General features: G+C 61.6%; 15 protein-coding genes. All 15 read right to left on the reverse strand.

Going from position 1 to position 15,835, the window contains the following annotated elements; all coding sequences use genetic code 11:
* Nucleotides 1–48: 48 nt before the first annotated feature.
* Nucleotides 49–2,295, reverse strand: coding sequence for a polyribonucleotide nucleotidyltransferase (locus DWX39_RS03435; protein WP_117758516.1), 2,247 nt, complete (start codon nucleotides 2,293–2,295; stop codon nucleotides 49–51).
* Nucleotides 2,296–2,445: 150 nt separating this feature from the next.
* Nucleotides 2,446–2,724: a 30S ribosomal protein S15 gene (gene rpsO / locus DWX39_RS03440; RefSeq protein ID WP_035138510.1), complete on the reverse strand. Its 279-nt coding sequence runs from the start codon at nucleotides 2,722–2,724 to the stop codon at nucleotides 2,446–2,448.
* Between the two features lie 138 nt (nucleotides 2,725–2,862).
* Complete coding sequence (recO, locus tag DWX39_RS03445) at nucleotides 2,863–3,612, reverse strand: DNA repair protein RecO (protein ID WP_117758517.1); 750 nt, start codon at nucleotides 3,610–3,612, stop codon at nucleotides 2,863–2,865.
* Between the two features lie 15 nt (nucleotides 3,613–3,627).
* Nucleotides 3,628–4,695, reverse strand: coding sequence for a GTPase Era (gene era, locus DWX39_RS03450; protein WP_199411439.1), 1,068 nt, complete (start codon nucleotides 4,693–4,695; stop codon nucleotides 3,628–3,630).
* 12 nt (nucleotides 4,696–4,707) lie between these two features.
* The gene (locus tag DWX39_RS03455) at nucleotides 4,708–5,085 is read right to left on the reverse strand and encodes a diacylglycerol kinase family protein (protein WP_022094706.1); all 378 of its coding nucleotides are present in this window, start codon (nucleotides 5,083–5,085) and stop codon (nucleotides 4,708–4,710) included.
* Between the two features lie 9 nt (nucleotides 5,086–5,094).
* On the reverse strand, nucleotides 5,095–5,604 hold the full coding sequence (ybeY, locus tag DWX39_RS03460; protein WP_117758518.1) for an rRNA maturation RNase YbeY: 510 nt from the start codon (nucleotides 5,602–5,604) through the stop codon (nucleotides 5,095–5,097).
* Entirely contained in the window at nucleotides 5,601–6,587 is a 987-nt protein-coding gene (locus DWX39_RS03465; RefSeq protein ID WP_117758519.1) for a PhoH family protein, read from the reverse strand. Before DWX39_RS03465 ends, ybeY begins: the two co-directional genes overlap by 4 nt.
* Nucleotides 6,568–7,860: a MiaB/RimO family radical SAM methylthiotransferase gene (locus DWX39_RS03470; RefSeq protein ID WP_117758520.1), complete on the reverse strand. Its 1,293-nt coding sequence runs from the start codon at nucleotides 7,858–7,860 to the stop codon at nucleotides 6,568–6,570. The genes DWX39_RS03465 and DWX39_RS03470 overlap by 20 nt, the downstream gene beginning before the upstream one ends.
* 9 nt (nucleotides 7,861–7,869) lie before the next feature.
* Entirely contained in the window at nucleotides 7,870–9,018 is a 1,149-nt protein-coding gene (gene dnaJ / locus DWX39_RS03475) for a molecular chaperone DnaJ (RefSeq protein ID WP_117758521.1), read from the reverse strand.
* A gap of 81 nt (nucleotides 9,019–9,099) precedes the next feature.
* On the reverse strand, nucleotides 9,100–10,203 hold the full coding sequence (locus DWX39_RS03480) for a DnaJ domain-containing protein (protein WP_199408765.1): 1,104 nt from the start codon (nucleotides 10,201–10,203) through the stop codon (nucleotides 9,100–9,102).
* A gap of 58 nt (nucleotides 10,204–10,261) precedes the next feature.
* Complete coding sequence (hemW, locus tag DWX39_RS03485; protein ID WP_089573389.1) at nucleotides 10,262–11,494, reverse strand: radical SAM family heme chaperone HemW; 1,233 nt, start codon at nucleotides 11,492–11,494, stop codon at nucleotides 10,262–10,264.
* Nucleotides 11,495–11,496: 2 nt separating this feature from the next.
* Nucleotides 11,497–12,540: a tRNA dihydrouridine synthase DusB gene (gene dusB / locus DWX39_RS03490; protein WP_089573390.1), complete on the reverse strand. Its 1,044-nt coding sequence runs from the start codon at nucleotides 12,538–12,540 to the stop codon at nucleotides 11,497–11,499.
* Nucleotides 12,541–12,544: 4 nt separating this feature from the next.
* Nucleotides 12,545–14,356: a translation elongation factor 4 gene (lepA, locus tag DWX39_RS03495; RefSeq protein ID WP_117735177.1), complete on the reverse strand. Its 1,812-nt coding sequence runs from the start codon at nucleotides 14,354–14,356 to the stop codon at nucleotides 12,545–12,547.
* Nucleotides 14,357–14,452: 96 nt separating this feature from the next.
* Nucleotides 14,453–14,719 (reverse strand): 30S ribosomal protein S20, encoded by a 267-nt coding sequence (gene rpsT / locus DWX39_RS03500; protein ID WP_022094714.1) that lies wholly within the window; start codon nucleotides 14,717–14,719, stop codon nucleotides 14,453–14,455.
* Nucleotides 14,720–14,852: 133 nt separating this feature from the next.
* The gene (gene holA, locus DWX39_RS03505; RefSeq protein WP_117758522.1) at nucleotides 14,853–15,815 is read right to left on the reverse strand and encodes a DNA polymerase III subunit delta; all 963 of its coding nucleotides are present in this window, start codon (nucleotides 15,813–15,815) and stop codon (nucleotides 14,853–14,855) included.
* Between the last annotated feature and the right edge of the window lie 20 nt (nucleotides 15,816–15,835).

A 15,835-nucleotide genomic window follows, 5' to 3' on the forward strand; every position in this document is an offset into this window, starting at 1 on the left:
GCGACCCCTGTCCGGAGTCGCCCTTGCGGTGCTGGTTATGTACGGCTGTTACTCGGCGTCGTGGTGACGGCGGGGCTTGCGGCCTCCGTTGTCGCCGGGACGGCGCGGACGGTCGCTGCGCTCGGAGCGCTCGCGACGCGGACGCTCACGACGCTGGAAGTGCTCGCCGTCGCCCTCGGAGGTACCCTCGGCGCGAGCCGGGGCCTCGGGCTTGTCAAGACGATCGAGCGAGATCTTGCCGCGATCGTCGACCTCGATGACGACGACCTTGACCTCGTCGCCCACATTGAGAACGTCCTCGACCTTCTCCACGCGGCCCTTGGCAACGCGGGAGATGTGAAGCAGGCCGTCCTTACCGGGCAGCAGGTTCACGAAGGCGCCGAAGGGCTGGATGGAGACCACGCGACCGGTGTACTCCTCGCCCGGCTCGGGAACCTTGATGATGAGCTTGATGCGCTCGACGGCCTGGTCCACGGACTCGCCGGTGCCGCCGACAAAGACGGTGCCGTCCTCCTGGATGTCAACCGAAGCGCCGGTCTCGTCCTGGATGCCGCGGATGACCTTACCGCCGGAACCGATGACGTCGCGGATCTTATCGGTCGGAACCTGGATGGAGACGATGCGCGGAGCGGTGCTGCGCGTGGTATGACGCGGCTCGGGGATCACATCGAGCATCTTCTGCAGGATGAAGGCGCGACCCTCCTTGGCCTGCTGCAGAGCGCGGGCCAGAATGTCGAAGGTAAGGCCGGTGGCCTTATTGTCCATCTGCAGAGCGGTAATGCCCTCGGTGGTGCCGGTGACCTTAAAGTCCATGTCGCCCAGGAAGTCCTCGAGACCCTGGATATCGGACAGGACCACGGTCTTGCCCTCCTCCTGGATCAGGCCCATGGCGATACCGGAGACCGGGCGCTTAATGGGCACGCCGCCGTCCATAAGGGCGAGCGTAGAGCCGCAGGTCGAAGCCATCGAAGAGGAGCCGTTGGACTCCATGACCTCGGAGACGACGCGGATCGCGTAGGGGAACTCGTTCTCGTCGGGAAGCACCGGAAGCAGGGCGCGCTCGGCCAGGTTGCCATGGCCGATCTCGCGGCGCTTGGGGCTGCCCATACGGCCGGTCTCGCCGGTGCAGAACGGCGGGAAGTTGTAGTGGTGCATGTAGCGCTTGCCCTCGGTGGGCTCGATGGTATCCAGACGCTGGCCCTCGTTGAGCATGCCGAGCGACAGGACGGAGAGCACCTGCGTCTGGCCGCGCTGGAACAGGCCGGAGCCGTGAACGAGCGGCAGGTAGTTGTCCTTCACCATGATGGGACGGATCTCATCGGCGGCACGACCGTCAACGCGCTCACCAGTCTCGACGACCATGGTGCGCATAGCCTTCTTCTCGAGCTTCTTGAGCGCCACGGGGATCTCGCGCTCCCAAGCGGCCTGCTCCTCCTCGGTAAACTCGGCACGGATGGACTCCTTCAGAGCCTCGACCTTGCCGATACGGGAGAGCTTGTCGGCGTCGCGCAGGGCGGCTGCCATCTCGTCGTAGTGGGCGAAGATGCGCTCCTGGACCTCCTCGACGGGCTGATCTAGCGGGTACTCCTTCTTGACGATGGGGCCGTTGACCTGCTCCCACTCGGCGACGAACTCGTCCTGAGCCTGGCAGAAAGCAGCAAGGGCCTCCTGGCCAAACTTCATGGCAGCGAGCATGTCGTCCTCGGAGATCTCCTCGGCGCCGGCCTCGACCATCGAGATGAAGTCGGCAGAGCCGCCCAGCTCCAGGTCCAGGTCGGAGTTCTCGCGCTCCTCGTAGGTGGGGTTGACGATAAACTCGCCGGTCTCCACGTTACGGCCGATGCGCACGCAGGCAAGCGGGCCCTCGAAGGGCACGCCGCCGAGCGTCATGGCCAGGGAGGCACCCATGACGTTGATGACGTCAAAGGGGTTGACCTGGTCGGCGACGAGCGAGGTAGCGACGATGTGCACCTCGTTGCGGAAGCCGTCCGGGAAGCTCGGGCGAATCGGACGGTCGATCATGCGCGCGGTGAGCGTGGCCTTCTCACTGGGACGGCCCTCACGCTTGAGGTAGCCACCCGGGATGCGGCCGGCGGCGTACATCTTCTCGTTGAAGTCGACGGTCAGCGGGAAGAAGTCGTAGTTCTTGCGCTCCTTGGAGACGACCACGGTGTCGAGCATCGTGGTGTCGCCCTGCTTGACCAGGCAGGCGCCGGTGGCCTGCTTGGCAAGCTCGCCCGACTCAAAGGTGTAGGTCTTGCCGTACAGCTCAAAGGTCTTGGATACGAGTGTCATTGTTCTCCTTTACCCCGCAGGCCCCTTGCCTGCAGGCTCCTCATGTGACGCGGGCCCCCTGCCCCCGCCACGCTTCAGAGCGTGATTGTTCGCGCCCTTACACAAAAAGAGCGCCCCGCTGCGCAGGACGCTCTTAGCATGTACAAATCCTTACTGGATGTTGTCGCGGATGCCCAGAGCCTTGATGAGCTCACGGTACTCGACGATGTCGTTCTTCTTGATGTAGGAGAGAAGACGACGACGACGGCCGACGAGCATGAGCAGGCCACGACGGGTGTGGAAGTCCTTCTGGTGGGACTTCATGTGCTCGGTCAGCTCCTTGATGCGCTCGGACAGGATGGCGACCTGAACCTTGGGGTTGCCGGTGTCGACCGGGGTGTTACCGAACTGGGCAGTCAGCTCAGCCTTGCGCTCTTTGGAAACAGTCATTGTTTCACCTTTCGTTTCTTGTCGCCCGCGGGCGACACTATTCGCCTCGGACTGGGAAGCCGCCGGTGGAGCGAGCATCCAAGGTCGAGGTACCAACAGGTCGGTATGTTACCACAAGCAACCCGCGCCTGCGCATCATCACCGACCCAACATGAATTCCATCGCACGGAGGCGCTGATCGGCATGTGTTGCCGCCCAGACGTGCGAAAGCCCCAACAAAAAGGCGGCAGTATGGGAATCGATCCTCTCGGCCATGAGCGCATCGAAAGTCATGGACATAAGGGCACGCAGCCATGCGACCTCACCGGTCGATACCAGCTCGGCACCCGGAACGCTCGACGCGCACGAGCCGCACATGAGCCCGCCGGCCTGGGGCGAAAAATACGACAGCATGGGGTCTCCGCACAGTACGCAGGCCGAAAAATCGGGTCGGTAGCCAACGTGCGATAGCAGCTTAAACACATATGCCGCCACAAGCAGATCCATATGCGCCGTGTCGAGCCCGCTGCCCACCAGAGCAAGCGCTCGCTGCGTGATGGCAAAGGTAAACGGGTCCTCGGCATCCTCGAACGAGCACACGCGCGCGACCTCGGCGATCGCGCTTGCGGCGCAGGTCGTCTCGTAATCGGGTGCTGCGCCGAGCGGCGCCTCCATAAGCTCGGCCTGGGAAACCACGTCGAGCGACCGCCCATGCGCGAGCAGCATATCGACGGTACAGAACAGCTCGCAGCGCGCAGCCAGGCGCCCACCGGGTTTACGGGCGCCCTTTGCCACGGCACGAACCTGCCGACCCCGCTCGTCAAGCATCGTCAGGATCAGGTCCGTCTCTTTGAGCTTCGTCTTGTCGAGAACGAGCACCTTCGTGCGATATGTCCGGGAGCCTGCCATGCGTGCCGCGCGCCCTTAGTCCTCGGCGTTGTAGCCAAAGCGGCGAATCTGGGCCTCGTCGTCACGCCAGCCGGCCTTGACCTTCACGTCCAGCTCCAAAAAGACCTGCGTGTCAAAGATGCGCTCAAGATCGCGACGGGCGTCGATACCGATATGCTTGATCATCTCGCCGCCCTTGCCGATGATGATGCCCTTTTGGCCCTCGCGCTCGACGTAAATGGTGGCGTGCACGCGCAACACCTTCTTGGTCTGCTCGAGCGCATCGCAGATCACGCCAACGGAGTGCGGAATCTCATCACGGGTGCGGCGCAAGACCTTCTCGCGCACAAACTCGGCAACGAGCGTCTCGTCGGAAGCGTCGGTACCCATGTCCTCGGGGAACCAACGCGGACCCTCGGGCAAAAAGTGAGCAACGGTCTCGATAAAGGCATCGACGTTGAAGTTCTTGACCGACGACGTCACGATCTCGTCGTCATATTCCATGAGCTCGTGGGCGGCCTTAAGCTGCTCCATGACCTGTGCGGGATCGGCCTCATCGGCCTTGGTGAGCACCAGGACCTTCTTGGAACGAGCGCATCTGACTCGCTCGGCAACCCAGGCGTCTCCCCTGCCGATCGGTTTGGTGGCATCAATCAAAAACGCGACGACATCGACATCGTTCAGCTCGAACAGCGCGCTCTTGTTGAGTTCGGATCCCAGACCGTCCTTGGGCTTGTGGATACCCGGGGTATCGACAAAGACCAGCTGGTAGCCGGGACGGTTGACGACGGCGCGCATGCGGCGGCGGGTCGTCTGGGCCACCGGCGAGGTGATGGCGACCTTTTTGCCATAGCAGGCGTTGAGCAGCGTGGACTTGCCGGCGTTGGGGCGGCCGACCAGGGCCACAAAGCCGCTGCGGAAACCGGGTTCAACGTCGCCAAAGCCCGCGAGGCCATCGTCCTCGTCGCACAGGGCGTCGAGTTCCTCGTCACTCATGCCCTCAAACGGGTCAAACTCCTCGACTTCCTCGAACTCCTCGGCATCCACCACATCCAGGGACTCGTCGTCCAGAGTTTCATCGATAGGCAGCATATTGTCGGACATGGAAATCCCTTTCTAAATAAAGTCGAGCGCGTGGGCAAATACCAGCAAGCCCACAATCGCGGCGGTGATGGAAAGTACGTATACGGAGGCGGCGGCGATATCCTTCGCACGCTTTGCCAGCGGATGGAGCTCCTGGGTCGCCAGGTCGACAATCGCCTCCATGGCGGTGTTGCACAGCTCGCCGTGAATCACCAGGCCACAGCAGATGATAACCGTAGCCCACTCGGCAATGTCGAGTCCCACGATGCAGCCGGCGATGACGGTGCACACGCCCGCCACAAGCATGACCTTAATGTTGCGCTCGGTCTTGACGGCGGTGACGAAGCCCTCCATGGCGTAGGAGAACGACTTTAAGAAGGACGGATGGTCCTTGTTCGATCCGGGAATCATAGACGGCTCCTAGTCGTGGGCGTGATTGGTGATGGGACCGACGTGGACCAGCTTGGGGTCCTCGCCGCGCTCGAGCGCCAGATCGCGCAGGATGGCGTCCTCGCGGGCCTCCATGACCTCGGCCTCGTCGTCATCAATGTGGTCATAGCCCAGCAGGTGCAGAATGCCATGCACGAGCATCAGGCGGCACTCGTCGGCAGGGCTATTGCCAAAGCCGGGGGCCTGACGGGCAATGACCTGCGGGGCCAGGATGATATCGCCGAGCTCGAGCGTCTCGTCGGCGGGAATATCCTCGTCAAAGGCCGAGTCACATTCAAACGAGAGGACATCGGTGGTGCGGTCGATACCGCGCCACTCGTGGTTGAGCTCGTGCATCTCGTCTTCATCGACATACGAAAGGGAAATCTCAACTTCACGCTTAACGCCCTCGGCGGCAAGCACAACCTCGCAGATGTGCTCTACCTCCTGCGCGTCGAGCAGCGTATCGAGCTCGGCATCGTTGCTGATCAATACACTCAACGGGACTCCTTTCGGTCGTGCACGCGCTTCTCGCGTACATCATCATAAGCATCGTATGCCTCGACGATACGCCCAACCAAGGCATGACGTACCACGTCGGCACGCTCGAGGTGAGAGAATGCGACATCGTCGACACGGCCCAAAATCCGCTCAACGTCAGCAAGACCGCCGCGACGACCCACCAGGTCACGTTGGCTCAGGTCGCCGGTAATCACAAACTTGGAGTTAAAGCCCAGGCGCGTCAGGAACATCTTCATCTGCTCGGGCGTGGTATTTTGGGCCTCGTCGAGCACCACGAAGGCATCGCTCAGCGTACGGCCGCGCATGTAGGCAAGCGGGGCGATCTCAATCACGCCGCGCTCCATAAGCTCATCGGTGCGTTCGCGATCCATCATGTCAAAAAGGGCGTCGTAGAGTGGACGCATGTAGGGATCGATCTTTTCCTCGAGGGTACCGGGCAAAAAGCCCAGGTTCTCCCCCGCCTCGACAACCGGACGCGCCAAGATCAGACGACACACCTCGTGACGCTTGAGCGCGGCGACGGCGAGGGCCATAGCTAGATAGGTCTTACCGGTACCGGCGGGACCTAGGCCAAACGTGATGGTATGCGAGCGGATGGCGTCAACATAGCGCTTTTGTCCGAGCGTTTTGGGGCGAATGGCACGGCCGCGATACGAAAGCAGCACATCATCGCGAAGCGATGTAGCCTCGTGCTCACCGTCGCGCAAGACGGCCAGGCAACGCGAGACATCGTCGGCAGACAGGGTACGACCGGCCGCCGCCTCGCGAAAAGCATGTTCGAAAAAGCGAGCCACGAGCTCGACCTCGTCCGGGTCGCCGCTTACGGAGATCCTATCGCCACGGGCGACCACGTGAGCGCGAACCAAGCTCTCGAGCGCACGAAGGACGCCGTCGCCGGCGCCCAAAACACGCGAGGGATCAACTCCCTCGGGAACGGTAAGTCTAATCTTCGAGGCTTCCATGGACCTCCCTGCGCGCATGGACCAAGCCGGAATCATCGACTCCGATGATAGCAACATCGAGCAGGCACGGGGCTGTAAGTCCACAGGTATCGTCAAGACGGGCATGATGGAACGAGCCGAGCGTCAAATTGTCACCGTACTCAAGCACGGCGCGTTCGACGGTACCCACGCGACGGCGGGCATCGGCAATAGCGAGCTCCTGCGCCGTGTCTCGCATACGGCGGCTGCGCTCGGCCATAGCCTCGGGCGGCACCTGGTCGGGCATGTCGGCAGCAAGGGTACCGGGACGCTTACTGTAGCGGAACACGTGCATACGCGAGAACCCCACGCGGCGGCACAGCGCCAGCGACTCCTCGAACTCCTCGTCCGTCTCACCAGGAAAACCGACGATGACGTCGCACGAAAGAGACGCCTGCGGCAGGATGGCGCGAATCATACGCACCGTGTCCTCAAAGGCCTCCGCACTATAGGGACGACCCATGCGATGCAAGGTCGCCGTACAGCCGGACTGCACGGGCAGGTGCAAAAACGGGGCGATACGCTGCGGATAGCGCGCCATAACCTTAAGCAGGCGCTCAGAGATATCCATGGGCTCGACCGAGGAAATGCGCACATGCGCAATAGTCGTGCGCTCCATGATGGCCTCGAGCAGCTCATCGATTTCGACATGCTCGTCGGTCGCGCTCTTGCCATCGTAGGCACCCAGGTTCACACCGGTCAGCACCACCTCGGGCACGCCGGCCTCCTGGGCCTCGCGAACTTGCTCAAGCACGGACTCGACGGGCACGGAGCGCTCGGGGCCGCGCGCCTTCCACACAATGCAATAGGTACAGCGATGGTTGCAGCCGTCCTGGATCTTCACGCCCAGGCGAGAGCGACCGAGCGCATCGACCACCTCGCCATCGCTGCAGGCGGGAACGCTATCGGACTCAACGCCCAGCACCTCGCAGACACGTTCGGCGACATCGATCTTGGACGGCTCGGCGATCACGCGATCCGAAAGCTCCAACAGCTCCTCGGGATGCAAATTGACCACGCAACCGGTCACGAGCACATAGGGCTCATTTGGATGGGCCAGCGCATGACGGACGGCCTTACGGGTCTTGGCCTCAGCCTCGCCCGTAACGGCACAGGTGTTAATGACGATCAAATCGGCATCCTGGGGCTCCACAATAGCAAAGCCCAGGCGCATAAGATCGGCAGTGATACGGTCAGACTCAACCCGGTTGACACGGCAGCCGAGGTTGACGACGGAAATATGGGGTGCGAGCACGCGGGCTCCTTAATCGAGGATATCGTCGAGGGCACTCTTGATACGGTCGGTCACCGACTTCTTACCGGAAGCGACGTCATCGCCCATCTCATCGGCAAAAGCACGGAGCAGCTCGCGTTGCTTATTGGAAAGATTGGTGGGAACGACCACGCGCAGTTGCACGATCAGGCGGCCACGCGAACCGCCACCGCCAATGCGCGGCATGCCGTAATTATTGACGCTCACGGTGTCGCCGTACTGGGCGCCGGCGGGAACCGTCACCTTAACGACCTCGTCGGGCATAATGCCCTCGACCTCGATCTCGCAGCCGAGCGCAGCCTGCGCAATCGAGATATCGCTCACCAGGTACAGGTCGTCACCGTTGCGCTTAAAGCGCTCATGGTCGGCAACGCGCACGTTGACAATCAGGTCGCCAGAAGGCTCGCCGCGAAGGCCGGCCTCGCCAAAGCCGCTCACACGCAGCTGGCGACCGGTCGAAACGCCGGCGGGAATATCGATGTCGATCTTTTCGTGCGAAGGCGTGCGGCCCTGACCGTCGCAGGTCTCGCAGGGATGGTCGATAACCGTGCCCTCGCCATGGCAGTCGGGGCAAGGCGAGGAAGACTGAACCTGGCCCAAAAACGATCGCTGAACCGTCGTAACGTAGCCCGTACCGTGGCAGCGACTGCACTGCTTTTCCTGTGCACCCTCGGCCCTACCGGTACCGTTGCAGTCCTCGCAAGGAGCAAGGCGATCATAGCTGATAGTCTTTTTGCAGCCGAGTGCCGCCTCCTCGAGCGTCACCGAAAGCGAGATGGCCATGTCACGTCCGCGACGACGCTCACGACGGCTGCGGGCGCCACCACCGGCGCCACCGCCAAAGAACGACGAGAACAGGTCGTCCATGCCCATGCCACCAAAGATATCGTTGATGTCGACATAGCCCGAACCACCAGGGCCGTCCGCGGTGCCGTAGCGGTCGTAGTTTGCACGCTTCTGCTCATCGGAAAGAACGGAATATGCCTCGTTGAGCTCTTTGAACTTGGCCTCGGCCTCGGGGTCGTCCGAAACGTCCGGGTGTACGGTACGGGCCTTCTTTAGAAACGCGCGCTTAATCGTCCGCGCGTCGGCATCCTTTTCGACGCCAAGTACCTCGTAGTAATCCCTATTTTCCGACACGACCGAATCCTTCCGACTTTCATTATTGTCACAGTGCGTCCTATACCCAAGCTGGGGCGGCCGCAAACAGAGGGTTTGATGTTAGTACATTCCGTACGGCGAAAGCATGGCACGCTGCGAGCAGCTCGCAAACCAAACCGACACGAGTGCGAACATGAAGCCGTTGGCAAAACCGTTGGCAAACTGCATCGCGCCGCGTTTCCACCACAGCAGGCTGCGATGAAGCACGCCGTCCGAGAGCACCATGAACAGGCCCATGGCAAACGGAATAAAGCACATCATGGCAAAGGCCGAGAACACGCCCGAGATGGCCGACAGCACCAAAAACGGCGCCACAATGCCCATCAGGTAAAAGCCAGTACGAGCTTTGCCTTCCAAGCGCTCGGCCTCAACATGGGCGCGGCCGACCAGGTCGCCGCCCGCGGCACCGTTAGTGCCTGCGTGGCCCATGCCGCTAATGCGGACCTCGTCGCCATCGTGCGTGCCGGCAGGAAACTCAATCGTCTGCTCGGAGGTCACACGGGTTCGCCCGCTGCCACCGCAATCGGGGCAGGGGTCGGCCACGACCTTACCGGAACCGCCGCACTCGGGGCAGACCGACTGGAACGTGCCCGCACCAAACAGGAAGGACAGGTCGACGTCGATGTGGCCGCGGCCACCGCAGCTCGGACAGGTGTGGGCATGCTCTGAAGAAACGGAGCCCGATCCGCCACAATGCCCGCAGGTGTCAAAGCGGGTATATCGAACGGTCTTGTGGGCACCGCTCTTGGCCTCCTTGGCGTCGAGCTTGATATCGACGACCACGTTGGCGCCGTTCTCGGGATTGTAGGCAGCCTGCCCGCGACGCTGCTGGCCCCAGGCGCCACCAAAGGGAAAGCCGCCCTCAAAGGGATTGCCATAGCCCGTGCTGCCGGCGTAGCCGCCACCATAGGGCGAAGCCGTAGGAGCACCGGCAAAGGGATTGCCAGATCGCATGGCGTCGTAGCGCGCACGTTTTTGCTCATCCGAAAGCACGGCGTAGGCCTCGGAAACCTCTTTAAACTTTTCCTCGGCATCCGGTTCTTTGTTGACGTCCGGATGGAGCTTACGGGCCTTTTGCTGGAAGGCCTTTTGAATATCACGCGAGGTGGCGTCCTTGGAGACACCCAGAATCTCGTAGTAATCTTTTTCGTTCATCGTCGCCATGCGCGGCAACCTCCTGCTCACAGCAGCGTATATATTCCGGTAATTCTACCCGAGCGGCCTAAGCTAGATCCCAAAACAGCTCGAACAGAACATTTCCATCGAGCCAGCCCAGATGGGTCGGCGCCAGACGAGCTCGAACATGGCCCGCGACGACATCTGCCGTAGTGAAGGGTCCCTCATGACCCCAGAGCGTCTCGGGCACCCAAGTGGCAAGATCCAATTCGAGCGCACGATCGCAGGCAGCTGCCAGCTCGCCCGTTGGGATGACGCAAGCTGCACGAGCCAACAGGTCGGACGCAACACCGCGCGTCATGCGACAAGCGAGCATCAAGTCTTCGGCGACAGCCTCGCGCTGCGACAGATATTCGGCCTCGAACGCCGTCGCGTCATCGTCGCGTTGCACCAGACGCACACGGTACGCATCGCCTCGAGCAGACACGCCGGGGAACAAACCTGCAAGACGGTCGAAATCCTCGGCATCGAGCATACCCGCGGCAGAACGACCCAGGCCCAGGTAGCCCCGTCCGGTCCAGTAGGCAATGTTATGGGCGCACTCATGGCCGTCGAGCGCATAGCTTGCCACCTCATAGGGGTGATAACCGGCCGCACCCAGGAGCTCGCGTGCCACGTCCATGCATGCGGCCTGAAAATCCTCATCAGGCTCAAGCGACTCGTCGCGGCACGCCATGCGATAAAGGGGCGTCCCCTCCTCGAGCGTGAGCGGGTACACCGATACATGATGCGGCGCCGCCGCCAGCACGCCATCGAGCGTGCTCCGCCAGCTTGCGGCCGTCTGCCCGGGAAGGCCGCACATCAGGTCGCACGACACATCGAGGCCAGCGTCCTTCACCGTCGCGATAGCCGCAAGTGCCCGATTAGCATCGTGAATGCGGCCAATAGCAGCCAGCTCGGTATTGTCGAGGGTTTGCACGCCCAGAGAGATGCGCGTGACGCCCGCCTCGGCAAGCGCGGTGGCGAGCTCAGCAGTCAGCGACTCGGGATTGGCCTCGCAGGTAAACTCAACGGGCTTGCACCACATGGAGATACGACGGGCAAGTTCTACCAGGCGCTCCCCTGCCAGCGACGGCGTGCCGCCGCCTACGTAGACTGTGCGGATCTGCCTGAGTGCCCCAGCGTTGCCAAAGGCATCGAGCCGCGCATACAACTGCTCAAAATAGGCATTGAGCGCAGCGTCCAGGTCGCACGGGGCAAAGCTGCGCGAGTCAAAGTCGCAATAGCGGCATTTTTGAGCGCAAAACGGTACGTGCACATACAGTGCGGTAACGGCCACCCTTAGGCCTCCAGCGGATGGGCGGGCACCGACTCGCCAGCTGCAAGTGCGGCCTCGCAGGCCACCACATCGCGCTCGATATCATCGACCAACGCCATGAACTCCTCGTATGTGGAGCAGCGCACCACCTGGGCGCGCCAGGCGGCAGCATGGGGCATGCCCTTGAGATACCAGCTTGCGTACGTACGGGCACGCGACATGAGCGGCAACAGCTCGTGCGTAAGCGTCAGGTGCTCGCGCAGGGCATCCAGACGCTCGACCGAGGTGCGAGACGGCACCGGCGTGGCGTCGAACGCAAGGGCGCGAGCATCGCCGAACACCCAAGGATTGCCATAGATACCGCGCGCGATAAACACGGCACGGGCGTCGGAGCTGCGCAGACGCTCCGCCGCATCCTCAGCCGAGAACACATCGCCCGAACCGATCACGGGAATCTCAACGGCGTCGGCAACCTCATCGACGACCGACCAATCGGCCTGGCCCGTATAGAGCTGCGTGGCGCAGCGGCCATGCACCGCCACCGCGGCGGCACCGGCGCCTTCGAGCATCTGGGCAAACGTCGCGGCATTACGGTCCTCAGCATAAAAGCCCTTGCGAATCTTGACGGTCACGGGCACGTGCGCCGCGCCCACCGTCGCCTCGACGATCTTCTCCGCCAGGTCGGGCGTGCGCATGAGCGCCGAGCCCTCGCCCTTGGTAACGACCTTGCGGGCGGGACATGCCATATTGATATCGATGAGCGACAGGCGATCGCCAACGCGCTCCTCGACGGCGGCGACGGCACTCGCAAATTGATCGGGCTTGGAGCCAAAGAGCTGCACGCAAATCTGCTGCTCCTCGTCGGCCGGCAGCACCAGGCGCCACGTTTTGTTGCTGGCATAGGCAAGGCCTGCCACGCTCACCATCTCGCTGTAGGCAAGGTTGGCACCGCGGCGGCGGCACATGATGCGGTAGGCAGGGTCGGTCACACCCGCCATGGGAGCCATAAGGAACGGCTGCTCGGCATAGGCGCCCAGCAGCCGCTTGCTGTATTCAGAAAGCACCATAGACCTACTCGTCCACCTTGAGGATCGCCATAAAGGCCTCCTGCGGGACCTCGACCGATCCGATGGCCTTCATGCGCTTCTTGCCCTCTTTCTGCTTCTCGAGCAGCTTGCGCTTACGCGAGATATCGCCGCCGTAGCACTTGGCAAGTACGTCCTTGCGACGCGCCTTGACGGTGGAGCGGGCAATAATCTTGTTGCCGATAGCACCCTGGATGGGCACCTCGAACAGCTGACGCGGGATGATCTCCTTAAGCTTGTCGCACAGGCCACGGGCCAGGCCATAGGCCTTGTCCTTGTGGACGATAAACGACAGCGCGTCCACCTCATCGCCCGAAAGCAAGATATCGAGCTTAACGAGCTCGGAGGGACGGTACTCGTTGAACTCGTAGTCGAGCGAGGCATAACCCTTGGTACGGCTCTTGAGCTGGTCAAAGAAGTCCAAGATGAGCTCGGCGAGCGGCATATCGAAGCGCATCTCGACCGATTTGCTCGTGAGGTGGATCATGTCGGTCGTGACGCCGCGGTGCTCGATGGCGAGCTGCATGACGGCACCCGTGTACTCAGGCGGGCAGATGATCTTTGCCTTGAGGTAGGGTTCCTCGATACGCTCGATGCGCGTGGCCTCGGGAAGGTCCTGCGGACTGCGGACATCGATCATCTCGCCGTCGGTCTTGTAGACGTGATAGTCGACCGAGGGGCTCGTGGCAATGAGGTCCAGGTTGAATTCGCGCTCCAGGCGTTCCTTGACGACTTCCATGTGTAGCAGGCCCAAGAAGCCCACGCGGAAGCCAAAGCCGAGCGCCACCGAGGTCTCGGGCTCCCACACCAACGATGGGTCGTTAACGTGCAGCTTATCGAGCGCGTCACGCAGGTTCTCGTAGTCCTTGTTATCGATTGGGAACAGGCCCGTATAGACCATGGGCTTGGCCTCGCGGTAACCCGGAAGCGGCTCGGGGCAGGGGTTCGACGCCCAGGTAAGGGTGTCGCCCACGCGAACGGCCTCGGGGTCCTTCAGGCCCGTGACCACATAGCCGACCTCGCCAACCGTCAGCGCGTCAACCGGGGTCTCGGCAGGACGCTTGACACCCACGCCGTCGACCAAAAAGTCGCCCTCTGCCTGCATCATGCGCAGGGTATCGCCCTTTTTGATGGAGCCGTCAAAGACGCGCACCGTGGCGACGACGCCACGATACTCGTCGAAGTACGAATCCAGAATAAGTGCCTTGAGAGGGGCATTTGCATCGCCCTTGGGAGGCGAGATCAAAAAGACAATGGACTCCAGCAGATCATGGATGCCCTCGCCGGTCTTGCCCGAGACACACACGGCATCATCGGCAGGAATCGCCAGGTCATCCTCGATCTCGGTCTTAACCTCATCGGGATGGGCAGAGGGCAGGTCGATCTTGTTGATGGCCGGCACAATGTCCAGATTGGCGTTCATGGCGAGCGTCGCGTTGGAGACGGTCTGCGCCTCGACGCCCTGCGTGGCGTCGACAACGAGCACCGCGCCCTCACAGGCTGCCAGCGAGCGCGAGACCTCATAGGTAAAGTCAACGTGGCCCGGCGTATCGATCAGATTGAACTGATACGTCTCGCCATCGTCGGCGTCATAGGACACGCGAACGGCATTGGACTTGATCGTGATGCCGCGCTCGCGCTCGATATCCATGGTATCGAGCAGCTGCGACTCCATGTCGCGTTCGTCGACGGTATGGGTGAGCTCGAGGATGCGATCGCTGATCGTGGACTTGCCATGGTCGATGTGCGCAACGATTGAGAAGTTGCGGATGTGGGAAATGTCAATTGAAGTATTCATGCGGACTATCTTACCCGAGCGGTACAAAAAATGGAGCCTGTTCCATAAAACAGGCTCCATTTATGCGCGCAATCTGTGTGGTGTGAAATTTACAACTTAGGCGTTGATGCTGTTCACGAGCTTGGCAAGACCGGACTTGCGGTTGGAAGCCTGGTTCTTGTGGATAACATGCTTGGCGGCAGCCATATCGAGACGCTTGGTGACGGTCTTGAGGGCAGCCTGGGCCTTCTCGGCGTCGCCCTCGGCGACGGCAGACTGGACGTGCTTGGTCAGCGTCTTGAGCTCGGACTTGACAGCCTTGTTACGCATGCGAGCTGCCTCATTGGTGCGGATACGCTTCTTCTGAGACTTGATGTTTGCCACTTCTGGAGTTCCTTTCGAGTTCCTTGCAAAAAATGTATGACACCTCTGAGACACGGTGAGGTCATGCAAGCGCCTACTATAGCACGCTCCCCCTCAAAGGGATAGAACGAATTTGTCAAATAGGCAGGTATCATCACGATTTTCTCAAGATGTTCGTAATCCAGAGCAAAAGCGCGGTCTGAGAATCGGCCGAACCCTTCAGCGCGAGCTCCACATCGACCGCGCCCTCGAGCGCGGCAACGAGCTCTGCCATCGAAAAGCGACGTGCCCAGGTCAGGTGATTCTTGACCTGCCAGGACTGGAGCTTAAGTGTTGCGGCCAGCTCACGACCCTGTCCGCGCGCCTCGAGCGCCTTGGCAACGATAAGCTCGCGGATGCGGCCGCACAGCAATGTGTAAGTCCACACATAGCTCTTGGCGGGCAGTAGATTGAAGAGCTCGAGCGAGCGTCGCATGTCACGGGCCGAGACCGCATTGAGAAAGTCCCAGGGTTGAACCTCGGCCGTACGGACAATCCAGCGCTCAACGTCGGCAAGCTCAATCTGGGGCGCCTCGACCATCTGGGCAAGCTTAGCCAAGTCGTTATCGAGCATGCGCGTGTTTTCGCCCGAACGCGAGACGAGCTCCTCGGCGGCCGCCGTCGAAATCGACTTACCGCGCTGCGTCGCCATCTGCTGAACACGGCGCGGCAGTTCCCAGCGCTTGGTACCCGAGCAATCGACGATAGCCTTCTTGTCGATCTTGGCGATTGCCTTATACAGGCGCGTATTCTTGGCAAGTGAGTCGGCGATGATGAGGCAGACCGTAGTGGGGCTGGGACTCGCCAGATACCCAACGAGCGGCTCCGAGACCGCCTTGGCGAGCTTTGAGCAGCCATCGAGGATTACCAGACGAAACTCGCTGCCCATCGGAAAGGTGTTAAGCGATCCGATAATGGACTCGATATCGGGGTCCTTGGTCATGTCTCGCTCGTCGAGGTTGAACTCGACCATACCCGACTTTTCCAGACGCGCTTTCATACGCGAGACGGCGTGATCGCGCTTAACTCCGTCGGTACCGACGATCAGATATGCCGGCAGCAAACCGGTTTCGGACATTGCGCTCCCCTCCCGCAGGC

The organism is Collinsella sp. AF19-1LB (assembly GCF_003459655.1).
Lineage (GTDB): Bacteria > Actinomycetota > Coriobacteriia > Coriobacteriales > Coriobacteriaceae > Collinsella.